This is a genomic window from Pseudomonas sp. HTZ2 (assembly GCF_033173945.1).
Classification (GTDB): domain Bacteria; phylum Pseudomonadota; class Gammaproteobacteria; order Pseudomonadales; family Pseudomonadaceae; genus Aquipseudomonas; species Aquipseudomonas guariconensis.
The window spans coordinates 4,956,220-4,980,880 of record NZ_CP137332.1 but is presented as its reverse complement, the minus strand read 5'-3'; the positions used below and the strand labels follow the sequence as shown (position 1 = coordinate 4,980,880).

Below are 24,661 nucleotides of genomic sequence, written 5' to 3'. Positions count from 1 at the left end.
AACAGTCGGGGCGCCTGAGGGCGCCCCGGTCGTTTCAGATGTTGAAGAAGTACTGCTGTGCGTCGGCCAGGGAAATTGGGCTGCGGTAGACGTCTTCGGTCTGGCCCGTGTCCGGCCGATTGACCTGCGCGCCTTGGGCGTATCGCTGCGCTGCCGGCTTGAGGTGGCCAGCGACGAAGGCACGCTGGTCGGCCTCGAGCGTACGGTAGTGAAAGTGCGCGACCCACAGCAATGATTCGCCCTTGTAGACCCCGTAGTCGTCCAGGTAGTCCGCGGGTCTGCCCTTGACCCGGGCGAGCAGCTTGCGCGGGTTCTCCCTGCGGACGGTCACTACTCCTTGGTCAATCAGAAAACGCAGCTCGGCCATGCGCGGTTTTTGCTCCAGCGCCGCGTTGGTGCGCAGCTCGATCGCTTTGCGGGTGAGCAGGGCGTCCAGGTCTTCCAGTTCCTTGATCGTCCCCGCGGCATCGCGGTTGCCACTGACCTCGTCTGTCTGGTTGTCGGCCGTCAGGTGCTGTTCGATCGCTTCGCGCAAGGTACGCAGGCGATCGCGCTGGTGGTGCAGCAGCTCTTCGATCTCAATGGGCAGGTACTGGCTGAAGGTGCCGCCTTCCAGGCGTTGCAGTTCTTTGCGTGCGCTCTGTAGGCGCGCTTGGCTGTCCTTGAGCACGTGTTTGAGCTTGCGCACGGCTGTGGGTTTGGCAGGTGTTTTCGTCGCCAACTGCACCCACCGATCGTTCTCCAGTTTGTAGCTGCGAGCACCGGCATTGTGCGAGGCAATGGGGATATCGACGACAGTGTCGTCATCTGGACGGACATTGCCCAGTAGCACATCGCCTTCCTGGGTTTCGATCAGGCCTGGCACTTGTTTGCGCAGCTGGTTGACGGTGGTGCGGGGGAGCGTTGCCGCGTGCTCGTCGAGCGTGGGTTGCAGCTCCTGGGCAGCGCTGTCGATGTCTTCCTGGAGGCGGGCAAGGGTCTGTCGGGCTGTGTCCTGGTCCAAGTGTGTCTTGAGGTTGCCCAGCTGACGACGAGCCGTCTTGAAGTGGCGGTCGATGCTGACGGCCAACCGACTGATCACATCGTCATTAGGTTGCCCGAGGGTAAGCAGTTGCTGGCGCTGGGCGAACGCCAGATCAAGGCTTTCGCCACAGCGCTGCAGCCAATACTCACTGTCGTCGTCGAGTGCTTCGAGCAGCGACAAGCGGTTGACGCAAGCCTCGATGCGCGACCAGCGCCACGCCAGTGGCGACTTGACCAACTCCCAATCGATCGCGGCCGCGTCGCGATACTCGACGATCTTCGGTTGCGAACGGCTGGCAAGGCGCTGAAGTTGCTCCATGCTATCGACCAGGTGCTGGCTGTTGTCCAGCAACTTGTTCAGCAGTGGCAGCAAGGTCTCGATGCGTTGGCCCAGGCTACGTTTGTCGGCCTCGGTAAGCTCGTAGCCCCCGTGATGACGCTTGATCATTTCATCGATTTGCTCCCGGATGGGCGCGTGCAACCAAGTCAGGGTTTCATCGACTTTCTTTGCATAGTGCAATTGCTGGTACAGGGCGTAGGCGCGTTTGATCTTGTATTCGTGCAGCGGCTTGAGGCCGTTGAATTGATGGATGCGTTTCAAGTGTTCTTGCCAGAACGTGGTGAAGTCCTCGAGCTTTGCCAGATAGTTGCGCAGGATGCTGTCGGGTGCGTGGCGGTGGGCGAGCCGTGCCACCTTGTCGAGGTATTCTCGTTGGCTTTTCTGGTAGGTCACGTCCTGCTGGATCTGAGCCTGCAGCGCTGCCAACTCTTGTTGGTTGGCGTTGCGCAACTGTTCGACCCGGCGGTGCAGGGGCATGCCAGCGCGCAGGCGCAGGCCCAGATCCAGTTGCCAGCGACCGGCTTCATCGCGTCGCAGCCAAGGGCCTTTGATGAGTTCGTCTTTGCTGTTGACGATGCGCGGGCATTGCTGATTGGCGTCGAACTCGACCTGGTAGACCTTGTCGTCGATCGCAGCCCAGCTTCTGTCTTTATAGAGAAACAGCTCCTTCAAGGGGCCGCTGGGGATGGGCTTGCCCAACCGGGCCAAGGGGATATCCGCGCAGAGTCCTTCTAGAGTCTTTCGCTGTAGCGGGTCGAGCGTGCGTTTGGGGTTTGCCCAGGAAAAGTCGAGGACTTGCTCACGTGGCGACACTGTCAAGGTCGGCAGGGCCGGTAGCAAGGCTGTGGCAGAGTCGGCTTGAGAACCGCGCGAAGCGGCTTCACGCACCACCTCGATACGCTTGAAAGCATGGTTGAGTAGAAGCAGCGCCAGATTGACGAGAAACTCCACGAGGGAGGCGATGCGTTCGCCCGCGCTCTGGTATTGGTGCTCGCCCACCAGTTCGAGGAAGGCGGTTTCCAGCTGGATGGTCCAGATCGGTGCGGCCAACGGTTCGGCTGCGAAGGGCAGTGCAGTATTGAGCAGCAGCCAGCCCAGGGATTTCCAGCGCTCCCAACGGGCCTGGGCGCTGGTCTGGGCATGGGCTTGGAATTGGCTGATGGTTTCATCGATGCACCCGTGGTAGATGGCGTGGGCCGGGTCGGTCAGTGCTGGCTCCTGCGCCAGGGTGACCGGGGCGGGGGCGCCGAACGGGACGGCCCAGTCATCTTCCAGGGGATGGAACAGGTGCGGTTCGAGAAAGCCCCCATGGGCGTAGACCTTGCGGGCCTGTTCGGGCAAACGCTCGAGCAGGTCATCTTGTAGTGGACCGGGGGCGGCAATTGCGTCAAGCAGCGCCTGTCTGTCCTCGAAAGCTAACAAGGGCTCGCTGTGCAGCGGGCGGTAGAGCAGACAGGGCTGTGAGGTGGCGGTTTGTGCTTCGATCAGCCAGGTGTTGAGCGGATGGTCGGGGCTGGCATCCAGGCTTCTAAGCAATCCGAGTGGGCGCATTTGCCAGGCAGTACTGCGTTGCGGGGCCTCGCCAAATACGTCTCCGATATCCTTGATGACGTCGAAGCCTATTGGTTTGCCTCGCAGGTTCAGTTCCAAGGCAAGGGCGGGGAGTTGTGTGTGCAACTGCCGTCTGAGCAACGATTCCCGACGAGACCGTTGCATCGGATCATCGAGCAGCGTGGAAAGCAGCATGGCCGGGTAGTGCTGTGCGACATCCACCTTGGTGATGAGGTTGCGCAAGTAGGATTCATCGAACCAGTCCGGCACCGGCTTGCCGTCGAGTGCCTGGACCGTGACCTTGCCTGGGCGTAACAGCCCCAGGTTGCTGATTGCCAGTTGAGGCAGGGTGAAGGTTTCGGTGTGTGGCGCATTGTCCGTGGCGATGGTTTCCTGGACCGGCAGTGCGGCTACGGTGGTTTGGGCATTGACGACTCTGAGCGTCGAGAGGTCCAGGTTGGCCTCGGGGTGATCCTTCTGAATGCGCGCCAGAAGTTGCTGCGTGGCGAATGTCTGGGCATCGGGCACGCCATCGAGCCAGGAGGTGTACTGGGCGTCATGATAGCCTTGGGCGATCTGGGTCAGCAGCGTGCTGTAGCGCAACAGTTTTTTCGGGGAAGCCTCCTTCAGCCAGACGGGCAAATGGCCTGCCAGGCGCTCGTGCAGGGTGGCCTCGGCCGGGCTGCACAGGCCGAACATCGATGTCAGGCGGTCCAGGGCGGTCGACAGATCGGTCGCGCGGACCAGATCGTCTTCTGGCCAGGCTGTCAGATGCGATCCATGTAACTGCTGGCACAGCACCCCGAGTGCCTGGCTTTGAAAATAGGGCAAGGTCGGAACAATCAGGTGTACGTCTGGCCCGGATACACCGGGCAACGATGGCCAGGGCCTGGCGGTGTGGGCCAGCAGCGCTTGGCGTGAAGGGAAGGACGTCAATTTCCCGGTAGGGGTGAAGAGCAATGTCGTGTTCTTCTCGGCTGGGGCGCCACCGTGTTCGATCAATAGCGCACTGGAGAGCTCCGGATCCAGCTGCCAGTTGTTCATGAAGTCCATGCGCAGATTGTTGACCTGAATCTGGAAGGGCTCCAGGCTGGCGTGTGTGCGTGGGTCAGGATGCGCCTGCACCCATTGCGCCGTCGTCAGGGCCTGCTCAGGCAGTGTCGTGTCACGTTTGCTGTCCAGAACGGCCTGGGTGAACTGTTGTTGCAGGTAATCGCTGTACCACTGCCAGGGCGTCTGTCCCTTGTCATCGGTATCGCTCCAGAAGCTGATCAGGGCTTGCTGATAGGCTTCCAGCATGAACGGGCCGCATTCATTGATCATGAGTGCCAGAGGGTCAAGATCCAGTGACAATGCCTTCTGGGGCGCATGTTCTGGTACGGAGGTGACGTAATCTTCGTGAGGCGTCAGATTCAGCGTACGGCGCAGGCAATAACGCTCGACGAGCACATGGCTCAACGGGCGGATAAAAGGTGGCGCCGACGCCGGGCCGAGACTGACCAGAAACAGCTCACGAGGGTCCGCACTGGACGGCAGGCGGCGTGTCAGCCATTGTTCGGCAAGCACCTGGTCAGCGATGTCGAACAGGCTCGGGCGAGTGCTGAAGCGGATCGCCACCTGGCATTCCAGGCTTGGGCTTGCGGGGCGTTGGGAAGGGTTGCTCATGGACAGCTCCGAATATGAACGGTCCATTAGCAAAGCCGCCTTCGTGACGCCGAGGTCGGTAGCCCGCTACCACGTTGTGCATGCGCCTCGCCTGGCTTTGCCTTTTGCAGCGTAAAACCGACGAGCTGATGCCGTGGTGCTGGTCGCAACAAGGGGCATTTCGGGTAAATTCACGGATCAATGGTGTTGCCCCACACGGCCCGCCGCCTTAGACTGCCGCCCCCTGTAAAACAGAGCCGGTTGGCGCTTTAAGAATTTCGTTGCCCACGAACTGTCGTTGGCGACACCCGAATCGCCCAAAATGCCTATATTTTCATAGAGAAATCGATGACCAAGGAACAGTTGCTGGCTATGTCGGCCGATGACTACATGAATGCCGAACAGTTGGCTTTCTTCACTGGCCTGCTGCAAGCGATGAAAGTCGAAACCCACGAGCGCATCGAGCTGAGCCGCGCCACCATCGAAAGCCTGGACACGCCTTCGGATCCGGCCGACGTGGCCTCGGTGGAAGAAGAGCGCCACTGGCTGGTCAACGCCATCGAGCGTGACCAGCGCCTGCTGCCGCAGCTGGAAATGGCTCTGGGCCGCATCGCTGACGAAAGCTTCGGCTGGTGCGACGACAGCGGTGAGCCTATCGGCCTGCAGCGTCTGCTGATCAGCCCAACCACCAAATACTGCATCGAAGCCCAGGAACGTCACGAACAGCTCGACCGCCACCAGCGCCAGATCTGATCGTCATGTCCAGCAGAGGCCCCATGAAGCGATTCATGGGGCCTTTTGCGTTTTCGTCTGCTGGGCGCATTTGTTGCCGTAGATGCAATACAGCTGTGCTGGTGCGCGCTTTTTCCGCTTGCCGGGCGGGCGTATGATGGCGATATCGTTAGGTTGCTAATTAAGTTCCGGAGGGGATGATGAATAGCCGAGTCGATGTCGCTGTCATGATTGGTTCAGGTGTACCTGCGACACTGCAGGCCATGGGCCGGCGTGTCTGCTGGGTGGTGTTGGTGAACGGCGAGCGCCGCGGTACGGCCTTTGGCAGTCGCAAAGAGGCAGTCGAATGCCAGGCGGCATGGTTGGCACAGTTGGAAAAGGGCAAAGCAGCCTGAGCAGTGGCCAGGCGTTATTGTTCAAGCCGGCGTGCCAGGTCGCAGGCGTCCTGATGGCGACGCCGAAAACCCTTGATGCGGCCGGTGGTGCGTTCGGCAATATGAAAGAAATCGATGCCGGCGGGAATGACGATAAACCGGGGGTCGCTTCTGCTAAGGCAAGAAATGCGCTTGGACTCTCGACGGATTTCGGTGTTTTCGTGCATATTCTTTCCCCTGTAATGCGCTGATGGATACCGGGCCTGTACTGCAAAGGGCCTGACATTATCTATTGCATCTTTTCCTGCAAATTTGTTGTCAGAACATTACGTTTCCTATTGAAGAAACTGCCGAAAAGCCGTCTTGGGGTCTTGGCTGGCAAGCTAGAGTAACGATTCCTGCCTGCCGCATCGCATGCCTGCACAGACGTTTCGTGCATCGCTTCATTAGTCTTTCATGACATCGACTTGATATGTCTGCGCCCCGGCTTCGGTTGGGGCGCCTGTAACCGGTTCGAGGAATTCTTCATTGGCAGTCAGTACACTGGATACCCACGCGTTGTTCGCCCTGGGCGATTTGCGGGCCAAGTTGGCCAAGCTGTTTCACGGGCGTTTCGTCTATGTCACCGAGCAGAGCCCCGATGGCCTTTACATGGCCGAAATCGATACCGATGACGCTCTGGTGGTCGACAACAAGCAGCACCTTGAATTGAAAGTGGGCGACCACTTCCGTGCGGCAGTATTGCCCAGCCGCGAGGGCGGTAAGCTGGAGCTGCGCTTTCGGGAAATCAAGCTGAACGTCTATGGCGTTGGTGACTATGCCTTCGTTTCGGTGCCGGAAGGTGAAGGTATCGTCTTTCGTGAAGGCCATGGCGTGATGCTGGTGTTCGCGGCGCAGCAACAAGTGCAGGAAGGCCTCGGCAAGTTGCTCAAGGCCGTGACCGGCAAGGTCGCCAAATGGCGAAAGGGCGAGCTGACCACGTTCAAGGCCAGCGAATGAGCGACAAAGCACCCACCGGCAGGGCGCAATTTCATCGAGAATATCAGGCGCAGGCCGTCGAGCAGGCTGAGCGGCTGCTGGCGCAGCGCGAGGCACTGGGCAATGCCTGGCTGGCCTGGGTTGCAGGCCAGCTGTACCAACTCAGCCCGCCTGAATTCGCCGCCATGGTGCGCCGGGAGCTGCAACGCCTGTCGCAGGGGTGAGGCCACCCCCGAGGTTTTGATGCGGGCGTCAGTTTCCGCCGTCCCGCCCACTGCTGACTTCTTCTGGTACAGCCTCTCCCGCTGTGCGCTTGCGGAACAGCGCCGCCCTGGCCAGCAACAGCGTGGTCACAGGTACGGTGATCGACAGCAGCACCGGTATCAGCCAGGCGTGCAATACCGGGCCTTGCTTGAGCCAGGAGAAATACAGGATCGAGGCCAGGCACACGCACCAGGCGCCCAAGGTCGAGGCCAGGGCCGGTGGGTGCATGCGCTGGAAATAATCTTTCAATCGCAACATTCCCACAGCGCCGATCAGGGCGAACAGACTGCCCGCCAAGAGCAGTAAGGCGGTGACCAGCTCCAGCCAGAGCGGTATATCGAAGGCTTCGTTCATTCGATCACCTCGCCACGCAGAAGGAATTTAGCCAAGGCGAAGGACCCGACGAAGCCGAACAGCGCGATCAGCAAGGCGCCTTCGAAATAAGTGTCGCTGGCATAGCGGATACCCAGGACCAACATCATCAGCATGCCTAGGATATAGAGGTAGTCCAGGGCCAGGACCCGGTCTTGAGCGGAGGGACCACGGAACAGCCTGACCAGTGCCAATGCCATGGCGATGGCAAAGATGAACAGGCTGGCGAGGACGGCGTTGGCAAGCAGGCCGGTCATTCGAAAATCTCCATCAGCGGGCGCTCGTAAGTGTGCTTGAAGTGCTCGATGAAAGCCGCTTCGTCCTCCAGATCGAACACATGCAGCAGCAAGACGCTGCGGTCCAGCGCCAGCTCCGACCAGACCGTGCCTGGTACCACCGTCGTGATCATCGACAACGCCGCCAGACCATGGGCATCGCGCAGCGCCAGGGGAATATGGACGAATGCCGAGCGCGGCGGGCGATGGCCGGCGCACAGCACACCACGGGCCACCAGCAGGTTGGAATGGATGACATCCAGGCCGACACGACAGATCAGCCGCACCACCGCCCACGGCCGCCGGACATGGGCGTGCTGGGGACGCAGCGGGGCCATCAGCAGGGGCGCAAGGATACCCAGGGCAGCGCCGAGCAACAGGTTGCCGGGGCTGACTGACAGGTTGAGCAGCAGCCACAGGGCAAACAGCGACAGTGATAGCAGTGGGGCGGGAATCAATCGGCTCATGGCTGCACCTGTATGTCGGCGGTGGTCGGGCCAGGGACCGGACGCGTCGCCATCACCGCCTGGATATAAGTATCGGGCGTTTGCAGGCTGGCGGCGGTGTCCTGGGTGTAGCGCAGCAAGGGTTCGGCCTGGACGCTGAGCAGGATGCACAGACCTAGCAGGATGACGATGGGCAGGCATTCATAGCGGCGCAGCAGGGGAGAAGGACGCTCCTCTGGCTTCCAGAAACGCTGGATACCCACACGGCCAAAGGCGATCAGCGAGGCCATGCCCGACAGGATCAACAGCGCCACCAGGCACCAGGCGGAGGCGGACAGCGGCTGATCGGCCGGCACACCCAAACCTTGGGGATTGAACAACGCGCTGATCAGGCTCAGTTTGCCAATGAAGCCCGACAGCGGTGGCATGCCGATGATCAGCAAGGCGCAGGCGATGAAGCTCAGCCCCAGGAATGCCATGGTCCAAGGAATGATCTGGCCGATCACCGCCTTTTGTTCGTCGTCCAGATTGATGCCTTTGGGTGGGTGCAGCGACTCCAGTGGCGAAGGAATCGCATCGTCCTCTTCATCCAGCGGCGCCTCGTTGGCCGAGCGCGAGCGCTCCACCAGCTCGGCAAGCAGGAACAGCGCGCACAGGGCCAGGGTCGAGCTCACCAGGTAGAACAATGCACCGCCGGTGAGGATCGGCTGGCCGAAACCGATGGACCCCAGGAGGGTGCCGGCGGAGACCAGGATGCTCAGGCCGGCCAGGCGCTCCAGGCGCTGGGCGGCGAGGATGGACAGTGCCGCCACCGCCAAAGTGGCCAAGCCGCCATAGACCAGCCATTGGCCGCCGAAGTGCGCCGAAGCGCCGGCCTGGCTGGAGAACAGCAGGGTCCACAGGCGCAGCACCGCATACAGGCCAACCTTGGTCATGATGGCGAACAGTGCCGCGACCGGTGCACTGGCCGAGGCATAGGCCGGCACCAGCCAGAAATTCAGCGGCCAGATACCGGCCTTGACCAGGAAGGCCATGGCCAGGATTGCCGCGCCAGCGTGCAGCAAGTCGCGATCGGCCTCCGGCACCAGCGGGATCTTCAGCGCCAGGTCGGCCATGTTAAGGGTACCGGTCACGCCATAGAGCATCGCTGCGCCCACCAGGAACAGCGAGGAAGCGAACAGGTTGATGGCGATGTAATGCAGGCCAGCTTTGACCCGAGCCCGTCCCGAACCATGCAACAGCAAGCCGTAGGAGGCGACCAGCAGCACCTCGAAGAATACGAACAGGTTGAACAGGTCCGCTGTCAGGAAGGCGCCATACAAGCCCATGAGTTGGATCTGGAACAGGGCGTGGAAGCTGGCGCCCGCGCCATCCCAGCGGGCCCTGGCGAAGAGCAGGGCGCTGACGCCGATGATGCCGGTGAGCGTCAACAGCAGCGCGGATAGGTGATCCACCACCAAGACGATGCCGAACGGTGCGGGCCAGTTGCCGGGCAGGTAGACGCCGATCGATTCGGCCTGACCCTGGCCGCGTACCCAAGTGAGCAAGGTGATGGCGATGCCCAGGCCAATCAGCGTGGACAACAGGTTCAGGCGCCCCTTGAGCGGACGACGCTTTTCGCCCAGCAACAGCATCAAGGCGGCTGTGACCAGCGGCAGCAGGATGGGGGCGATGATCAGTTGGTTCATCAGGCTCATTCTTCACGCTCCCGGCCGTCGACGTGGTCGGTGCCGGTCAGACCGCGCGAAGCCAGCAGCACCACCAGGAACAGTGCGGTCATGGCAAAGCTGATGACGATCGCGGTGAGCACAAGCGCCTGAGGCAGAGGATCGGTGTAATGCAGCAGATCCTGTGTCACGCCTTCCTTGATGATCGGCTCCTTGCCGATGAACAGGCTACCCATGCTGAAGATGAACAGATTGACACCATAGGACAGCAGGCACAGGCCCATGATGACCTGGTAGGTACGTGGGCGCAGGATCAGCCAGACCCCGGAGGCGGCTAGCACGCCAATGGCCACGGCAATGACTTCTTCCATCAGGCGGCTCCTGCTTGGCTGGATTTAGTGGGCGTGCCCGGTCGATAGGCGCGTACCGACTGGTGCGCCAGGGCAGTGAGGATCAACAGCGTGGAGCCGACCACGACGGTGTAGACACCGATGTCGAAGAACAACGCGCTGGCCACGTGCACGTCACCCAGCACAGGCAAGTGCAGATGGGCGGTGTGGGTGGTCAGGAACGGATAGCCCAGGAGCATGGCTCCGGCGCCGGTCAGGGTGGCGCACAGCAGGCCCGTGCCCATCCAGCGCAGCGGTCGCAGGCTCATCTGGGCCTCGACCCACTGGGTACCGGCGACCATGTACTGGAGGATGAACGCCACCGACATCACCAGGCCAGCGACGAATCCTCCGCCTGGCTGGTTGTGGCCGCGCATGAACAGGTACATCGACACCACCAATGCGATCGGCAACAGCAGGCGAACCAGCGCGGCCGGCACCATCATGAAACCCAGGGCGGTGTCGGTGGCATGGCGCGGGTTGATCAAATCAGTGACCACATCTGGCGCCAGCGAGCGCTGCTGGGCCGGCAACTGCATGCTTTCCTTCGGTGGGCGGAAGCGCCGCAGCAGGGCAAATACGGTAAGGGCCACGGCCACCAGGACGGTAATTTCGCCGAGGGTATCGAAGCCGCGAAAATCCACCAGCATCACGTTGACCACGTTGGTACCGCCGCCTTGAGGCAGGGCTCGGCTGAGGTAGAACGAAGAAATGTCGTTGGGCGTAGGACGGGTCAGCATGGCGTAGGACAGCAAGGCCATGCCACCGCCGACCAATACGGCCAGCAGCAGATCGCGCAGGCGGCGAAGGCGCGCACGCTCCTGAGTAGCACCTAGCGCCGAGACGCCTTCGATACGTCGTGGCAGCCAGCGCAGGCCGAGCAGGATGAGCACGGTGGTCACCACTTCGACCACCAGTTGGGTCAGCGCCAAGTCAGGCGCGGAGAACCAGACGAAGGTGATGCAGGTCATCAGGCCGCAGACACTGACCATGATCAGTGCCGCCAGGCGGTGGTACTTGGCCTGCCAAGCGGCGCCGATGGCACAGGCGATCGCGATCAGCCAGAGCGCGACGAACACGCCCGACCCGGGGATTTTCGGTCGATCACCCCAGCTCAGGCCGCTGTCTAGCATCGGCAGGAGCCCGGCGAGGAAGGCCGCCAATGCCAGCATGAACAGTTGCTTCTGCAAGCGGCGGGTGGTCAGCAGCCCTTCAAGGCGGCGGGCCAGCAGCATCAGGCGCACCAGGCCACGCTCGAACAGGCGCTTGCCGTTGAAGCGTTCGATCAGCGGTGGGTGTGGGAAGCGGCCTCGACGCAGTTGCTCGCGCAACAGCACGTAGAGCACCACACCGCCGCACATGGCGATCAGGCTCATGATCAGCGGGGCGTTCCAGCCGTGCCAGATGGCCAGGCTGTATTCAGGCAAGGTCCCGCCGACCACCGGCAACGCGGCTGCGGCCAGCAACGGGCCGACCGACTGAGCGGGGAAAATGCCCACCACCAGGCACGTCAGCACCAGCAGTTCGACCGGTGCGCGCATCCAGCGCGGCGGCTCGTGGGGGGTATGCGGCAGATCCTGGGCGGTGGGGCCGAAGAAAACGTCGACGGTAAAGCGCAGCGCGTATGCCACGCTGAAAGTGCCCGCCAGGGTGGCAATCACCGGCAATGTGGCCTCGACCCAGGCGGTGGAGCTGATGAACACGGTCTCGGCGAAGAACATCTCCTTCGACAGGAAACCGTTCATCAGCGGAACGCCGGCCATCGAGGCGCTGGCCACCATGGCCAAGGTGGCGGTGAACGGAATCAGGCGGAACAGCCCGTTCAGGCGACGAATGTCACGCGTACCGCTTTCATGGTCGATGATGCCGGCGGCCATGAACAGCGAGGCCTTGAAGGTGGCATGGTTGAGGATGTGGAACACCGCGGCCACGGCGGCCAGCGGGCTGTTCAGGCCCAGCAGCAGGGTAATCAAGCCCAGGTGGCTGATGGTGGAATACGCCAGCAGGCCCTTGAGGTCGTTCTGGAACATGGCGCAGAAGGCGCCGAGCAGCAGGGTCATGGCACCTGCACCGCCGACGATCCAGAACCATTCCTCGCTGCCCGAAAGCACCGGCCACAGCCGGGCCAGCAGGAACACTCCCGCCTTGACCATAGTGGCCGAGTGCAGGTACGCAGAGACGGGGGTTGGCGCTGCCATCGCATGGGGCAGCCAGAACTGGAAAGGGAATTGGGCGCTCTTGCTCAGCGCTCCGATCAGGATCAAGGGAAGCAGGACGGGATACAGCGCATGTTGGCGAATCAGGTCGCCGGCAGCCAAGACCTTGTCCAGGTCGTAGCTGCCGACCACATGGCCGAGCAGCAGCACCCCGACCAACATGCACAAACCGCCGGCACCTGTGACCATGAGCGCCATGTAGGCGCCCCGGCGAGCATCACTGCGGTGGTGCCAGTAGCCGATCAGCAGGAAGGAGAACAGGCTGGTCAACTCCCAGAAGAACACCAGCTGAATGAGATTGCCGGAAATCACCAGGCCGAGCATGGCGCCCATGAACGCCAAGAAAAAGGCAAAGAAGCGGGGCACAGGGTCCTGGGGCGACATGTAGTAGCGCGCATACAGCGACACCAGCGTACCGATGCCGAGCACCAGCAGGGAGAACAGCCAGGCGAAGCCGTCCATGCGCAGGACCAGGTTCAGCCCGAGGCTGGGCAACCAGAGGAACTCCTCGCGGATGACGCCCCCATGGGCGATCTGCGGGTACAGCAATGCTACCTGGATGGTGCCCGCCAGGGCGACGAGCCCGGCGAGAATGGACTCTGCGTTGCGTGCGTTGTGCGGCAGCACGGCTGCCAGGCAACTGCCCACGAACGGCAGAAGCAATAGCACTATCAATGACATAGCGTTCTAATCTGGAGGAGTTTGCCAAGGATCATACGTGCCGAGGAGTTGATCACCAACACGCAAGCGGTTGAACATTCCTACATATGGGGTGTGAAAAGCTGTTTTTTTATAACAGTTTTTTTCAAAGCATAGCTGCTGAGCGGGACTTCACAGGCCTGGTTCGCGTTCGTGAGCGTCGCGGCTTTCTTGCGTGGCCGGCCCCTCGTCGGTGCGGCGGATCTTCAATTCGCTGACCACCACGGCGATCACGATCAGCAAGCCCCCAAGCAATGCCAGGCCTGGCAGTCGCTCCCCGGCGATGCGCCCGACGATGCCGGCCCACACCGGTTCGCCGGCGTAGATGAGGGTGGCGCGGGTGGGGGATACGGATTTCTGCGCCCAGTTCATCGCTACCTGGATCACCGCGCTCATGGCGCCCAGGCCGATGGCGCTACATAGAAGCAGCCAGGAGAAGTCCGGGATGCGCTCTTGGGTCGGAACGATCATGAGAAAGGCCAGGGCCGAGGCGGTTAGCAGTTGAACCACCGTGACACGACGCACATCGACTTGGCCGGCATACCGGCTGATCAGGATGATCTCGGCTGCGATGGCCACGGCGCTGACCAAGGTCAGCAGCTCACCTTCGCTGAGGTTCAAGGTTCCGCTATCAGGGCCTGCCACCAGCACCAAGCCGATGAAGGCCAGGCAAATCCCGAGGCTTGGCATCAGCCCCGGGCGGCGCCCGAGCACCAGCCACTGCAACAGCGGCACGAAGGGGACATAAAGGGCTGTGATGAACGCCGACTGGCTGCTGCTGATGGTCTGCAGGCCCATGGTCTGCAAGCCATACCCCAGCATGATCGATACGCCGATGAGCATGCCGGCCTTGAGCTCGGTCAGGGTCAGCCCCGGTAGTGAGCGCGCCGACACCAGGCCCACGAACAGCGCTGCGGCGGCAAAACGCAGGCCGACGAAAAACATCGGGCCGCTGACAGTCATGACGTTATGCACCAACAGGAAAGTGCCACCCCAGAGCATGGTGATGAATACCAGTACCAGTTCTGCCTTGCTCAAACGCAGGGATATGGTGGTTTTCGACGGGCTGGAGGATGGAGTCATGGTCTTGCGCGCTCAAAGAGGGCGGCGCACAATCCGCCGCAAAGTGGGCAGTATACTGCGCAATCCTAATCTGTGAGCAATATAGTGCACAAAGATGCCTCGCACCGTGCTTCGGTGCTGCAACATGTCAGTCAGAACATCCGCCAACTGCGCCATGCCGCGGGGTTGAGCCAGACGGCCCTGGCTGAACGATCCGGGGTCAGCCGGCGCATGCTGGTCGCCATCGAGGCGGGTGAAAAGAACGTCAGCCTGACGACGCTCGACCTGATCGCCGAAGCGCTCGGAGTGGTCTTCAGCACGCTTATCCAGGCGCCTGGACAACGCGATCCGAGCCGAATCAACGAGCTGGCCTGGGCAGGCGAGCATCCACTAAGCAAGGCCGTACTGTTGGGCAGCAGCCCCGCCATGCGTGAAGTCGAATTGTGGGAGTGGACCCTGGCGCCAGGGGAGTGCTATGTCAGCGACGCTGACGCCGAGGGGTGGAGCGAGCAGATCTACGTGGTCGCAGGTTGCTTGACACTACTGATCGAATCGCGCGAGCTTCGCTTGCAGGTCGGCGAGTTCCACGTGTTTCCCAGCAATTGCCGGTACGCCTATCGCAACGACGGCAGCGAGCCCACGCGGTTCGTGCGCAATGTGGTGATATGACCTTTCAGGCACCGTATTCGCCGAGCAGTTGCTCGGTGCTCGCGACGCGGGCATAGGCGAACGCCAAGGCAGCCATGGAAGCGGCGTGGACCTGGGCGGCAGGAACTAGCTCGCCGGCAAACTCCAGAGGTAGCGTGGCGCAGGCATCATGGGCCACTGTGACTTGGTAGCCATGATCGGCGGCGGCGCGCGTCGCGGCATCGATACACATATGGCTCATGCTGCCGACGATGGTCACGGCCTTGACCTGATGCTCGTCCAGCAGGGACTTGAGATCGGTATCGCGGAAGGCGTTGACCTGATGCTTGAGCACCACCGGTTCTCCCGGCGCTGGTGCGACCTTGGGATGGATCTGCGCGCCCTTGGAGGCCGGAGCGAAGAACGGCGCGTCGGCGCTGTCGAACTCATGGCGTACATGCACCACCAAGTCGCCCCGCTCGCGAGCGGCATCGAGCAGGTGGGCGGCGTTGTCGGCGGCTGCATCGGCGCCGTCGAGGGTCCACTTGCCGCCGGGGAAGTAGTCGTTCTGGATGTCGATGATGATCAGGGCCTGCTTGCTCATGCTGCCTCCTATGGCAGTAGTGGTTGGATGTGGATAGTTATAGGCTTGGACGACCACCTCTGGGATTGGCGCGATCGACACAATGACGGCAAAAACTGACAGCCCCAACATCCTGGAAATCGGCGTGTTGATCTATCCCGGCGCCCAGGGTGCGGCGGTGATGGGCCTGACGGATCTGTTCGCGGTAGCCAACCGGGTGGCCGCGGAACTTGGAGCGGGCGATCTGCCGAGGTTGCGCGTCAGCCATTGGCAGGTCGAGGGCGACGGGCAGGTTCGGGCTATCCATGACAGCTTGCCGCAACCTTCGCATGAGGTACGTGCGTTGGTGATTCCGCCAAGCCTGGCGTCGGCCCCCGGGCCTACGGTGCTCGAGCATCATCGCGCCGCGCTCGGCCAATGGCATGGGCAGGGCGCGGTGCTCGCCTCGGTGTGCATCGGAGTGTTCTTCATTGCCGCCAGTGGTTTGCTCGATGGCCGTCAGGCCAGCACTCACTGGAACTACGCGCAGGCACTGGCCGAGCGCTTTCCCAATATCGAGGTGGTGGCCAATCAGCCGTTGCTCGATGATGGCGACATCATGACCTCGGCAGGTCTGATGGCCTGGACCGACCTGGGACTGCGCCTGCTGGAGCGCTTTCTCGGCGCGACCCTGGCCCGTGAGACCGCACGCTATTTGGCCGTCGAGCCTCTTGCCACGACCTCACCCGGCGCACGCTTCAACCCGCGGCTGGACCATGGCGACGAAGCAGTGCTCAAAGTCCAGCACTGGTTGCAGGGAAGTGGCGCGCAGGAGGTGGACCTTACGACCATGGCGTTGTGCGCAGGTCTTGAGCCGCGCACTTTCTTGCGTCGCTTTCGAGCGGCGACCGGCATGCGGCCAACCGAATACTGCCAACAGGTACGGGTGGTGAGGGCGTGCCGGCTACTGGAGTTCACGCGGCGCAGCGTGGATCAGATCGCCTGGGGCGTGGGCTATCAGGATCCGGGAGCGTTTCGCAAGGTCTTCCAGCGCATCACCGGATCGACACCCAGCGATTACCGCCGGCGCTTCGTCCAGGCATGACAGACTGCGGTTGTCATTGCGGATGCGGCCCTGGCCCTTCCTCGGCCAGGCGGTCCTGATGATTGCGCAGCGGGCACTCTTTGAGTGACAGGCAGCCGCAACCGATACAGCCGTCCAGCTGGTCGCGCAACAGGGTCAGTTCGTCGATACGGCGATTGAGGTCCTCACGCCATCGCGCCGACAGCCGGCGCCAGTCCTCGGCGGTCGGTACGTGATCGTTGGGCAGGCTGTCGAGGGCTTTGGCGATGTCGGCAAGGGCGATACCCAATCGCTGGGCCATCTTGATCACGGCGACTCTACGCAGCATCGAGCGCGGATAGCGGCGCTGGTTGCCGGCGTTGCGCGTACTGTGGATCAGCCCCTTGGTTTCGTAGAAGTGCAATGCGGTGACCGCCACGCCGCTTCGGGCCGCCAACTGGCCGACGCTCAGCATCATCTGATGGGTGCCAGACATGGAAAAAAATCCCTTGACCTTGAGTTAACTGGAGGTTTTAGCCTTGTTAGCCATCGTGCAGCAAGCATCCGCAACAAGGAGACTGTCCATGGCGGCTCAGCCCCATTCTTTATGGTTTACCCAGATGATTGAATACGAAGTGCCGGCAGCTTGCCAGCATGCCTTGGCTGATGCCTTGGTAGTGCGCAGTGAAGAGCTGGCAGTGCGTTGTGACGGTTTGCTTGGCGTCAGTATTCAAGCCAGCGATGACGGCAGTCGGGTGCTCCAATACCTGCAATGGCAATCACGCCATGAATGGGCAGCGGCTGCCAGCTTCTTCGTCGAGGAGCCGTTTCTCGACCTGTTGTGCCAGCACTAAGCACGGGGCGTGAACTTCGCCGCCTTCCAGACGTTGCGCAGCCTCGTACGAGGCGAGGATGGCGGTCTGCATTGCCAGGTCGGTGAGCCTCAGGCATACCACGGGGCGTAATGCGGGTAACGGTCCAGACGGGCGCCGATGACCATTTCTGCGATCCAGGACGCGAGGATCGAACTGTAGCCTTTCTGGCTCTCTTCGCTGGACAGCGCATGATCCGCCCCATCGACGATGCGATGGGTCAGGGAATGGGCAGCAACGAACGCCGAGCGATAGCTCATCAACGTATTGTGCGGCACATAATCATCATGCTCGGACTCCACCAGCAGCACATCGCCTGTGAATTCGGCGCAAGCTGCCAGGGCGCGATTGTCGGCTGGGCCCAGAATCCGCTGGCGATAGTTGTTCAGGCGCTGGCGGTCCAAGGCTTGCTTGGGGGTGCCCCAGTCTTCGTCCCAATACAATGCCGGGACCCGCAAGGCAAGCCATCTGACTGGCCGCTGAGTGGTGAGCAAAGTCGCCAGGTAGCCGCCATAGCTGCTGCCAATCAGCGCGATGGCGCTCGGGTCCACTGCTGGGTGGCTGGCCAGGCGGTCATAGGCGGCCAGAAGGTCTTCGAGGTTCTGTTGGCGGGTGACGGTCAATCGCTGACTTTCGGTCTTCTCGTGGCCGCGCAGGTCGAAGGTCATGCACACGCAGCCTAGGCCGGTGATCTGTCGTGCCCGTGCCAAGTCGCGTTGCTGGCTGCCGCCCCAGCCGTGGACGAAGAGAATGGCCGGCATCTTGCTGCCGGGGCTGACCACGGTGCCGGCGATGCGGCCGTCCTCGACCTGCAACTCTACGGTTTCACTCTGAATGGTCATGGTGGCGTATCCGTGCATATTTGCTGAGTTGTCCAAGTTCACTGTCGTTTCCTTGGTAGAAAAGTGTGGCGTCGGCCGGCAATTTGGCGGTACCGAAGACTTCATGGCTCGAAGCGCGTACCTGCAACAGGGCTGGGTCATCGGCGAAGGCCTGCAGGGCCAGGACCTCGGCGCTGCTGGCACCGCCCAGGCGCCAGGATTGCTCTAACACCCCGCTGCGCAGGTGCTGGCGCGCGTCCAGACCGCGGGCGATATCGTAGTTGCGGCGCGAAGCGATGAAGCCTGGAAAGTGCTGCTGGGCGGCGCGTTCGTAGGTCATGGCCTGGGTGATCGCCAGACGCAGATGATCTTCCAGTGGCAGTTGCAGCAAGGCCTCATAGCCCCCTCGAACCACGATCAGGTCCGAGCCACCGTAGATTTCGGTGCCCGAGTGATCGTGAGTCAGGCGTTGGGTGCCGTAGTAGCTGCAGCTCAATTGTCCCACCCGCACCTGGCCGACACTGAAGGTCTGTACTTGTTCCAGATGCTCTTCGAGCACGAGGCCAACGAGCGCCAACGCCTTGTCGTCCATTTGCGCAAGCATCGGTTCGAGGTCCTGTGCCTCTTCGATCACGGCTTGTCCTCGCCCGGCGCAGGCCAGTACCGGCTTGACCCGCAGCGGACCCTCGTTTAGCAGCAAGCGCGCAGCTTGCCGAGCGTCGGCTTTGCTGAAAACGGTATAGCCCCGCAAGAGGGCATCGCACGCGTCCTGGGCGAAGGCGTCGCTCCAGCCGGGCGGGAAGCTGGCATTGGCCGGCAAAGGGTGGGAAATCGCCTTGGTCGCCACGAATGGGAAAGGCACCACACCACCGAACAGGTCGTCTTCGTCGAGGATGCCCATGGCGCGGTAGCGTTGTGAATCAACCAGGGTTTCGGTGGGCAGATAATAGAAGGCACCGGTGCTGGTCGAGGGCAGTCGGGTTTCCACACGATCGATACCCAGCAGTCGAGCCAGGTAATTGGCGATTTTGAGATGGACCGCGTGCTCGTGCTCGGGGGTGTGTTCACGTGTGTCGAGCAGGACAACGGCGGTTTTCGGGTCGCTGGACTGGGGCATAGGCGAAGTCTGTCCGCTGGGATGTATGGAGTCTGAAGGCACTTGGGCGGGCAAAGTTCAGCCGACATGATCAATGGCCGTGGCTCGCCGATGCCGCGCGGCGATTGCAGGGCATGGCCGGCTGCTCCATTATCAACGGCTTGGAATAGCCGATGGTGTATCCGCAGGAGTGCGCATGAACATTCAGTCCCCGATTCAGCAAAGCGTCCCGGCCCGCCTGGCGCGTGTGCGCGAGATAATGGCCGGCGAAGGCGTGGATGCCTTGCTGGTCCCCTCGGCTGACCCCCATCTATCCGAGTATCTGCCAGGGCACTGGCAAGGCCGCCAGTGGTTGTCTGGCTTTCATGGCTCAGTAGGGACTTTGGTCGTCACGGCCGATTTCGCCGGGCTGTGGGCCGATAGCCGCTACTGGGAGCAGGCCCAGCATGAACTGGCGGGCAGTGGCATCGAGCTGATGAAGTTGCTGCCTGGCCAACCAGGGGCGCTGGAGTGGCTTGGTGAGCATGTTCGGTACCAGGGAACGGTGGCCGTCGATGGAGCAGTGATGGCGTTGGCCTCCGCCCGGCAGTTGCAGGAGCGACTGAAGGCCCGCGAAGTGCGCTTGCTGACCCATCTGGATTTGCTGAAGCGGGTCTGGGACGGGCGGCCGGCTCTGCCAGGCAATCCGGTCTACCAGCATCTACCGCCTCATGCGACCGTCAGTCGTGCGGAAAAACTTGCCGAACTGCGGCAGACCCTGACTGAGCGCGGCGCCGATTGGCACTTCATCGCCACTCTCGACGACATTGCCTGGTTGTTCAACCTGCGCGGCAGCGATGTGTCCTACAACCCGGTATTTGTCTCCTTCGCGTTGATCGGGCAGGAGCAGGCAACGCTGTTCGTCGGCCTGGACAAAGTCGACGATCACCTGCGCCATGTGCTGGCGGTCGATGGGATCTCGGTGCGCGACTATGCAGAAATCGGCCGGGCCTTGGCCGCGATACCCCCAAATGCCCGCTTGCTGGTGGATCCGGCCCGTGTCACCTGTGGCTTGCTGGATCACCTGAGCGCCGATGTGCAATTGCTCGAGGGTATCAATCCGACCACCTTGAGCAAGTCCCGCAAGGGCGAAGAAGATCTGGTGCATATCCGTCAGGTAATGGAGCAGGACGGCGCGGCGTTGTGCGAATTCTTCGCCTGGTTTGAGGCCAACTTAGGCAAGCAAACCATCACCGAGCTGACTATCGACGAACGATTGAGCGCGGCGCGTGGGCGCCGGCCGGGGTTCGTGTCGTTGAGTTTTTCCACCATCGCAGCGTTCAACGCCAACGGTGCCATGCCGCATTACCGGGCGACTGAGCAGTCCCATGCGGTGATCGAAGGCGATGGTTTGCTGTTGATCGATTCTGGTGGCCAATATGTAGGGGGTACCACTGACATCACCCGGATGGTGCCGATCGGCGTTCCCAGCCTCGAGCAGAAGCAGGATTGTACCCGTGTGCTCAAGGGCATGATTGCATTGTCGCGGGCACGCTTCCCCCGCGGGATCCTGTCGCCGTTGCTCGATGCCATCGCCCGCGCGCCGATCTGGGCTGACCAGGTCGACTATGGGCATGGCACCGGGCATGGCGTGGGCTATTTCATGAATGTCCATGAGGGGCCACAAGTGATTGCCTATCAGGCGCCGACTCTGCCACAGACGGCCATGCAAGTGGGCATGATCAGCTCCATCGAGCCTGGTACCTACCGGCCAGGAGCCTGGGGGGTGCGGATCGAGAACCTCGTTGTGAACCGCGACGCTGGCAAGAGTGAGTTTGGCGACTTTCTCTGTTTCGAAACCTTGACCTTGTGCCCGATCGATACCCGTTGCTTGATCCCAGAGTTGCTTGGGCAGGACGATGTGCAGTGGCTCAACAGCTACCATGCGACGGTACGTGAACGACTGGCGCCATTGCTCAAGGACGAAGCCTTGGCCTGGCTCGAGGCACGCACTGCGCCCCTTTGATGGGGAAGGGCAGTAACGAGAAAGGGCAGCCGATGGGCTGCCCTTTTTTCATGTCATTTGCACAGGACGATCATGCTGCGGCTGGTGTAGCCGGCAGGGTTGATGCCGAATAGGTAGTCGCCCGGCTCCTCATCGGTTTCGCCGGAGCGGGCGATGACTTTGTAGCCACGTTTGCCACAGGAGGTGGCCGCTTTGCTGTAGCACTTGTCCCAAGAAGAGGACAAGCCTGAGCAGTTGATGTGCAAGCCCTTCTTTCCCCGTTTCACCTCCGTCTTGGAGGTGGCGGCGCATCCAGCAATGGCCAAGATGACCAGGATGAGAAAAATACGTTTCATTCCTGTCCTTAAAAGCAGAGCCGACCAGCACGTCTGGCTCTGTCGTTTTCGCTCTTTTCTTCCTGAAGGTTCTCCAACATCCCTGTTTTTACAGTAGATAGCGTAAAGATCAAATTTTTATGACAGCTTAGTCAGGCAGGCAGGGTGAGACAATCGGAAATTCCCTGTCAAATGAAAAGATTTCTCATGTCAGTCTGCCGCTACGGCGGCCGGTGCTTCCCGGCGCATGGACAACGTTGCGCCTACCGATGCAGTGATGATGGCCAGAATCGCCAGCCACTGGGCGATTGTCAGCACTTCACCCAAAAACAGCAGGCCAGAAAGCGCCGCAATGACAGGCTCAATGCTCATCAAGGTGCCGAAGGTCCGTGCGGGCATCTTGGTCAAGGCAATCATTTCCAGGCTGTAGGGAAGTGCTGTCGAGAGAATCGCGACACCGAGGGCCACCGGAAGCAGGGCAGGGGTCAGCAGTGCGCTGCCGGCATGGGCGATGCCAATGGGGGCGACGAATAGTGCGGCGACCAACACGCCAAGGGCGGCGGTCTGGATGCCATGTTCGGACCCTGCGCGTTGCCCATAAAGAATGTAGAGCGCCCAGCAGACCCCGGCGCCCAAGGCATACGCAGCGCCTGTTGGGTCGATGGCATGATCGGATTGGCCGATCGGGATCAATAGCAGCAAGCCGATGACTGCCAGTCCGATCCAGAGAAAGTCCATGACCCGTCGCGAGGCCAGGAGTGCCACGGCCAAGGGGCCGGTGAATTCCAGAGCGACAGCGATTCCCAGCGGGACGGTGCGCACAGCCATATAAAAGAGAAGGTTCATCCCGCCCAGTGCCAAGCCGTAGATAACCACGCTGCGCAGGGCTGCGGTGCTCATGCGCACTCGCCATGGTCGAAGCAGCAGTAACATGATGATACTGGCGAACACCAAGCGCAGCGCGGTGGTGCCTTGGGCCCCGACGACAGGGAACATGGTCTTGGCCAGAGAAGCGCCAGATTGAATCGACGTCATGGCAATGATCAGCAAGCCGATAGGAAAGAGTGTGGCGGCCAGGCTGCGGGGCTGGATGTTCATTTAGGGCAGGCAATCCTTTTGAGAGGGTAACGCGGTGTGCGCACTATAGTGCGCAATGGGGCAGGTGGGTCGCAAGAGTATAAAGGTGATGTTTTTTTAAATACCTGTTGACGGGGGTTCGAATCTCCTTATAATGCGCCCCACTTCCGACGTAGTCGAAACGCAAAACTCCTTGATAATCAACGAGTTGAACGCTTCAGGTAATATCGGAAGGGCTTCGGTCTTCTGATCGGCAGCGGTGAAAAAGGCAGTTGACAGCAGGTTTTAACGCTGTATGATTCGCCTCCTGCTACGAGAGATCGCAGCGAGTTAAGCGGTTGAAGTTGAACGGGTTTCTCGGAAAAAACTTCAAAATAAACGCTTGACAGACTTAGAGGAAAGCGTAGAATGCGCGGCCTCGGTTGAGCAAAGCGCTGATTACATCGAGATGTTCTATAACCCTAAACGCCGACACAGCAGTGCTATGCAGCTGTCTCCAGTAGAGTATGAGAAACGCTATTTCCTGAGCTTGGAGAGTGTCTAGAAAACCAGGGGCGATTCAGTATGAGGGCTGAGTAGAGTCCAAGCATGCCCACAGCGGTCTATCGTGCCCGATCAGGGTGAATATTCTGAACCTAGGATATTTAGACTCCTGTCCTGCAGGCTTGCCCATGAGTCCTTTGAATTCACCCTCTTGCCCTTTTTTGATGAAACGTTCCTGAAAATCAAGAAAACGCTTTCTGCGCATGACCGTAGCGGCTGCAGAACTATCGTAATGGGTGTCCGTGGTGACCGGGTCGGAATGACCATAAAGCAGGGCTGTTAGGGCCACTGGCTGACGGCGCTTGTTCTTGTTGTTTTGAAGTGATGTTACGCGCAACCGCGACGGCAGACTTTCCACGTTCTGAAGAAGTTCACCATTTTCCGTCAACTGTGCTTTGGACAAAAAAGCTTTCACGCCGGCATTCCAGTGGCCTTGGGCATCTAACGTACCCAGCCGGTCATGAACACTCCAAGGTGATCTTGGGTCTTGACAGAATAGGAAAGGAGATTGATGACGTTTATCGTCCGTTTCGATTCTGGGATCGAGCTTCAGGTACCTTCTGCAACCTTCTGAAAGATCACATGCGAGCTTTATAAGATTGTAGCCAGAGTAAGGGTCAGATCTGCTGCTAGTAGCCAAGGCTGCTTTGGGGGTGATGTAGGCCTTGCCTTGTCCTTGGGATCTAATCTTACTTGAGACGAGTAACACAACATCATCCTTTGCCAACTCGGAAATAGGATGTATATACTTATCTTTATCCAAAGCCAATACCGACTCTTTATTCCACCCTAACTGTCTCTGGATGAAAATAGCGAGAGTAGCTTGGTCTTGAGCACATGGATACATGAGCTGGAACAGTTCTTGAAAACCGATACAACCAGGCGCTCTCAGCCGTAAGAATCCTTTGTGCATGCAACAGGACAAGACAAATTCTAAAGGTGTCCTACCGATAGGGCTCAGAGTGTTAGCTCGCGCATCGACACTCATACATTCGATCCACTCGGGACGAGTGTAAAAAGGGAAGCCCTCGTAACTTAGTGTGGCTGCAGCCCTCAGCGGGTCGATAACCCAACTTGAGCGTTCCCCTTTGGGCAATGTCATCAGCTCGCGACTTAACTCCCAAACCTCCCATTTATCATAAGGCTTTGCAGTAAGTTCTTGCTCTTGAAAAGCAAGCTTTTCCCGCAACAGATCGACTTCCTTATACATAGCCGTATAAAAGTCGTCATCCGTTTGATCGGTTAGCGGTTCAGTTGGGGTAGTTTTTGGCTCTTCGATTACAGGAAGTTTGAGAATAGGCATTCCATCATCAAACCGCCGCGCCACATGGACAAGCGCTGACTTTAACCGAATAGCTAGGTAGACCCTGAGGTCATTGCGTCGCAAATAATCTTCGAAACATAGATATTCTTCCGCCCCAATATCATTAAGAGCTAAAATCTGTAGAGCGGGTAGGGTTTTAGAATTATAGTCTGATGAAAAATCTAGGAATTTATTGATTGCCATTCGTAGCTCATATCCCTTTGCATTCGTTGCCATGCCCGCGCCTCGAATAAAGACATAATGCAGGCCAGAATGCAGGGGGATTGAGAAATCGAAATCTGGTCTTTCCAAATAGTTGGACGAAATATCCACTTGATCCGTGGAG

Annotated in this window: 23 protein-coding genes and 2 pseudogenes; 10 read left to right on the top strand and 15 right to left on the bottom strand. The window is 60.4% G+C overall.

Annotation, left to right across the window (positions count from 1 at the left end; all coding sequences use genetic code 11):
- Window positions 1-34 precede the first annotated feature (34 nt).
- On the bottom strand, window positions 35-4,579 hold the full coding sequence (locus R6G97_RS23285; RefSeq protein WP_317847573.1) for a DUF6543 domain-containing protein: 4,545 nt from the start codon (window positions 4,577-4,579) through the stop codon (window positions 35-37).
- Between the two features lie 327 nt (window positions 4,580-4,906).
- Between R6G97_RS23285 and R6G97_RS23280 the strand changes: the two genes are divergently transcribed.
- From R6G97_RS23280 to R6G97_RS23260, 5 genes are all read left to right on the top strand, one after another.
- A complete protein-coding gene (locus R6G97_RS23280) occupies window positions 4,907-5,311 on the top strand; it encodes a TraR/DksA family transcriptional regulator (protein WP_043213866.1) in 405 nt (134 codons plus the stop codon).
- 179 nt (window positions 5,312-5,490) lie between these two features.
- Window positions 5,491-5,685, top strand: coding sequence for a hypothetical protein (locus R6G97_RS23275; protein WP_043213867.1), 195 nt, complete (start codon window positions 5,491-5,493; stop codon window positions 5,683-5,685).
- Entirely contained in the window at window positions 5,637-5,915 is a 279-nt protein-coding gene (locus R6G97_RS23270; RefSeq protein ID WP_180962689.1) for a hypothetical protein, read from the top strand. Before R6G97_RS23275 ends, R6G97_RS23270 begins: the two co-directional genes overlap by 49 nt.
- A 277-nt stretch (window positions 5,916-6,192) precedes the next feature.
- The gene (locus R6G97_RS23265; protein ID WP_043213872.1) at window positions 6,193-6,663 is read left to right on the top strand and encodes a hypothetical protein; all 471 of its coding nucleotides are present in this window, start codon (window positions 6,193-6,195) and stop codon (window positions 6,661-6,663) included.
- On the top strand, window positions 6,660-6,866 hold the full coding sequence (locus tag R6G97_RS23260) for a hypothetical protein (RefSeq protein ID WP_043213874.1): 207 nt from the start codon (window positions 6,660-6,662) through the stop codon (window positions 6,864-6,866). Before R6G97_RS23265 ends, R6G97_RS23260 begins: the two co-directional genes overlap by 4 nt.
- Before the next feature lie 28 nt (window positions 6,867-6,894).
- Here the strand turns inward: R6G97_RS23260 and R6G97_RS23255 are convergent, their stop codons facing one another.
- The 7 genes from R6G97_RS23255 to R6G97_RS23225 all read right to left on the bottom strand — a co-directional run bounded on the left by R6G97_RS23255 (window position 6,895) and on the right by R6G97_RS23225 (window position 14,053).
- Complete coding sequence (locus R6G97_RS23255) at window positions 6,895-7,260, bottom strand: Na+/H+ antiporter subunit G (RefSeq protein ID WP_043213876.1); 366 nt, start codon at window positions 7,258-7,260, stop codon at window positions 6,895-6,897.
- Entirely contained in the window at window positions 7,257-7,535 is a 279-nt protein-coding gene (locus R6G97_RS23250; protein ID WP_043213878.1) for a K+/H+ antiporter subunit F, read from the bottom strand. The genes R6G97_RS23255 and R6G97_RS23250 overlap by 4 nt, the downstream gene beginning before the upstream one ends.
- On the bottom strand, window positions 7,532-8,020 hold the full coding sequence (locus R6G97_RS23245) for a Na+/H+ antiporter subunit E (RefSeq protein WP_070574068.1): 489 nt from the start codon (window positions 8,018-8,020) through the stop codon (window positions 7,532-7,534). Before R6G97_RS23245 ends, R6G97_RS23250 begins: the two co-directional genes overlap by 4 nt.
- Entirely contained in the window at window positions 8,017-9,696 is a 1,680-nt protein-coding gene (locus R6G97_RS23240; protein ID WP_317847572.1) for a monovalent cation/H+ antiporter subunit D, read from the bottom strand. The genes R6G97_RS23245 and R6G97_RS23240 overlap by 4 nt, the downstream gene beginning before the upstream one ends.
- Window positions 9,693-10,037: a Na+/H+ antiporter subunit C gene (locus tag R6G97_RS23235; RefSeq protein ID WP_043213881.1), complete on the bottom strand. Its 345-nt coding sequence runs from the start codon at window positions 10,035-10,037 to the stop codon at window positions 9,693-9,695. The genes R6G97_RS23240 and R6G97_RS23235 overlap by 4 nt, the downstream gene beginning before the upstream one ends.
- Entirely contained in the window at window positions 10,037-12,952 is a 2,916-nt protein-coding gene (locus R6G97_RS23230) for a monovalent cation/H+ antiporter subunit A (RefSeq protein WP_317847571.1), read from the bottom strand. Before R6G97_RS23230 ends, R6G97_RS23235 begins: the two co-directional genes overlap by 1 nt.
- A gap of 150 nt (window positions 12,953-13,102) precedes the next feature.
- Window positions 13,103-14,053 (bottom strand): DMT family transporter, encoded by a 951-nt coding sequence (locus tag R6G97_RS23225; protein WP_090345819.1) that lies wholly within the window; start codon window positions 14,051-14,053, stop codon window positions 13,103-13,105.
- An 84-nt stretch (window positions 14,054-14,137) separates the two neighbouring features.
- Here R6G97_RS23225 and R6G97_RS23220 point away from each other — a divergent pair, with 84 nt between their 5' ends.
- Window positions 14,138-14,701, top strand: a complete 564-nt coding sequence (locus R6G97_RS23220) for a helix-turn-helix domain-containing protein (protein ID WP_043213886.1) — start codon at window positions 14,138-14,140, stop codon at window positions 14,699-14,701.
- 4 nt (window positions 14,702-14,705) lie between these two features.
- Here R6G97_RS23220 and R6G97_RS23215 read toward each other — a convergent pair whose 3' ends face one another.
- The gene (locus R6G97_RS23215) at window positions 14,706-15,263 is read right to left on the bottom strand and encodes a cysteine hydrolase family protein (RefSeq protein WP_043213887.1); all 558 of its coding nucleotides are present in this window, start codon (window positions 15,261-15,263) and stop codon (window positions 14,706-14,708) included.
- A gap of 82 nt (window positions 15,264-15,345) precedes the next feature.
- On the opposite strand from R6G97_RS23215, the gene R6G97_RS23210 reads away from it, so the two are divergent.
- Window positions 15,346-16,326 (top strand): GlxA family transcriptional regulator, encoded by a 981-nt coding sequence (locus R6G97_RS23210; RefSeq protein ID WP_043213888.1) that lies wholly within the window; start codon window positions 15,346-15,348, stop codon window positions 16,324-16,326.
- A 13-nt stretch (window positions 16,327-16,339) separates the two neighbouring features.
- On the opposite strand, the gene soxR is transcribed toward R6G97_RS23210, so the two are convergent.
- Window positions 16,340-16,780, bottom strand: a complete 441-nt coding sequence (gene soxR / locus R6G97_RS23205) for a redox-sensitive transcriptional activator SoxR (protein ID WP_043213889.1) — start codon at window positions 16,778-16,780, stop codon at window positions 16,340-16,342.
- Window positions 16,781-16,868: 88 nt separating this feature from the next.
- Here soxR and R6G97_RS23200 point away from each other — a divergent pair.
- Window positions 16,869-17,249, top strand: a pseudogene (locus R6G97_RS23200) (antibiotic biosynthesis monooxygenase).
- Here the strand turns inward: R6G97_RS23200 and R6G97_RS23195 are convergent.
- Window positions 17,228-17,998, bottom strand: a complete 771-nt coding sequence (locus tag R6G97_RS23195) for an alpha/beta hydrolase family protein (RefSeq protein ID WP_043213893.1) — start codon at window positions 17,996-17,998, stop codon at window positions 17,228-17,230. The pseudogene R6G97_RS23200 and the gene R6G97_RS23195 sit on opposite strands and share 22 nt — an antisense overlap.
- Window positions 17,982-19,094 carry a DUF3182 family protein gene (locus tag R6G97_RS23190; RefSeq protein WP_043213895.1) on the bottom strand — a complete coding sequence of 371 codons (1,113 nt, stop codon included), beginning with the start codon at window positions 19,092-19,094 and terminating at the stop codon, window positions 17,982-17,984. Before R6G97_RS23190 ends, R6G97_RS23195 begins: the two co-directional genes overlap by 17 nt.
- Before the next feature lie 175 nt (window positions 19,095-19,269).
- Between R6G97_RS23190 and R6G97_RS23185 the strand changes: the two genes are divergently transcribed.
- Window positions 19,270-21,078, top strand: coding sequence for an aminopeptidase P family protein (locus tag R6G97_RS23185; protein WP_317847570.1), 1,809 nt, complete (start codon window positions 19,270-19,272; stop codon window positions 21,076-21,078).
- A 53-nt stretch (window positions 21,079-21,131) separates the two neighbouring features.
- Here R6G97_RS23185 and R6G97_RS23180 read toward each other — a convergent pair whose 3' ends face one another.
- A complete protein-coding gene (locus R6G97_RS23180; protein WP_043213898.1) occupies window positions 21,132-21,413 on the bottom strand; it encodes a hypothetical protein in 282 nt (93 codons plus the stop codon).
- A gap of 189 nt (window positions 21,414-21,602) precedes the next feature.
- Window positions 21,603-22,490, bottom strand: coding sequence for a threonine/homoserine exporter RhtA (gene rhtA, locus R6G97_RS23175; protein WP_090345816.1), 888 nt, complete (start codon window positions 22,488-22,490; stop codon window positions 21,603-21,605).
- A 415-nt stretch (window positions 22,491-22,905) separates the two neighbouring features.
- Here rhtA and R6G97_RS23170 point away from each other — a divergent pair.
- Window positions 22,906-23,013: pseudogene (locus R6G97_RS23170) on the top strand (IS3 family transposase); the annotation flags it as partial.
- Between the two features lie 15 nt (window positions 23,014-23,028).
- Here R6G97_RS23170 and R6G97_RS23165 read toward each other — a convergent pair.
- The gene (locus R6G97_RS23165; protein WP_317847569.1) at window positions 23,029-24,648 is read right to left on the bottom strand and encodes a hypothetical protein; all 1,620 of its coding nucleotides are present in this window, start codon (window positions 24,646-24,648) and stop codon (window positions 23,029-23,031) included.
- Window positions 24,649-24,661 lie beyond the last annotated feature (13 nt).

Excerpts from the sequence above, each read along its gene's own strand:
- R6G97_RS23285 (WP_317847573.1), bottom strand. The coding sequence starts at position 4,579 with ATGAGCAACCCTTCCCAACGCCCCGCAAGCCCAAGCCTGGAATGCCAG.
- R6G97_RS23280 (WP_043213866.1), top strand. The coding sequence starts at position 4,907 with ATGACCAAGGAACAGTTGCTGGCTATGTCGGCCGATGACTACATGAAT.
- R6G97_RS23275 (WP_043213867.1), top strand. The coding sequence starts at position 5,491 with ATGAATAGCCGAGTCGATGTCGCTGTCATGATTGGTTCAGGTGTACCT.
- R6G97_RS23270 (WP_180962689.1), top strand. The coding sequence starts at position 5,637 with ATGCCAGGCGGCATGGTTGGCACAGTTGGAAAAGGGCAAAGCAGCCTG.
- R6G97_RS23260 (WP_043213874.1), top strand. The coding sequence starts at position 6,660 with ATGAGCGACAAAGCACCCACCGGCAGGGCGCAATTTCATCGAGAATAT.
- R6G97_RS23255 (WP_043213876.1), bottom strand. The coding sequence starts at position 7,260 with ATGAACGAAGCCTTCGATATACCGCTCTGGCTGGAGCTGGTCACCGCC.
- R6G97_RS23250 (WP_043213878.1), bottom strand. The coding sequence starts at position 7,535 with ATGACCGGCCTGCTTGCCAACGCCGTCCTCGCCAGCCTGTTCATCTTT.
- R6G97_RS23245 (WP_070574068.1), bottom strand. The coding sequence starts at position 8,020 with ATGAGCCGATTGATTCCCGCCCCACTGCTATCACTGTCGCTGTTTGCC.
- R6G97_RS23240 (WP_317847572.1), bottom strand. The coding sequence starts at position 9,696 with ATGAGCCTGATGAACCAACTGATCATCGCCCCCATCCTGCTGCCGCTG.
- R6G97_RS23235 (WP_043213881.1), bottom strand. The coding sequence starts at position 10,037 with ATGGAAGAAGTCATTGCCGTGGCCATTGGCGTGCTAGCCGCCTCCGGG.
- R6G97_RS23230 (WP_317847571.1), bottom strand. The coding sequence starts at position 12,952 with ATGTCATTGATAGTGCTATTGCTTCTGCCGTTCGTGGGCAGTTGCCTG.
- R6G97_RS23225 (WP_090345819.1), bottom strand. The coding sequence starts at position 14,053 with ATGACTCCATCCTCCAGCCCGTCGAAAACCACCATATCCCTGCGTTTG.
- R6G97_RS23215 (WP_043213887.1), bottom strand. The coding sequence starts at position 15,263 with ATGAGCAAGCAGGCCCTGATCATCATCGACATCCAGAACGACTACTTC.
- R6G97_RS23210 (WP_043213888.1), top strand. The coding sequence starts at position 15,346 with ATGACGGCAAAAACTGACAGCCCCAACATCCTGGAAATCGGCGTGTTG.
- soxR (WP_043213889.1), bottom strand. The coding sequence starts at position 16,780 with ATGTCTGGCACCCATCAGATGATGCTGAGCGTCGGCCAGTTGGCGGCC.
- R6G97_RS23195 (WP_043213893.1), bottom strand. The coding sequence starts at position 17,998 with ATGACCATTCAGAGTGAAACCGTAGAGTTGCAGGTCGAGGACGGCCGC.
- R6G97_RS23190 (WP_043213895.1), bottom strand. The coding sequence starts at position 19,094 with ATGCCCCAGTCCAGCGACCCGAAAACCGCCGTTGTCCTGCTCGACACA.
- R6G97_RS23185 (WP_317847570.1), top strand. The coding sequence starts at position 19,270 with ATGAACATTCAGTCCCCGATTCAGCAAAGCGTCCCGGCCCGCCTGGCG.
- R6G97_RS23180 (WP_043213898.1), bottom strand. The coding sequence starts at position 21,413 with ATGAAACGTATTTTTCTCATCCTGGTCATCTTGGCCATTGCTGGATGC.
- rhtA (WP_090345816.1), bottom strand. The coding sequence starts at position 22,490 with ATGAACATCCAGCCCCGCAGCCTGGCCGCCACACTCTTTCCTATCGGC.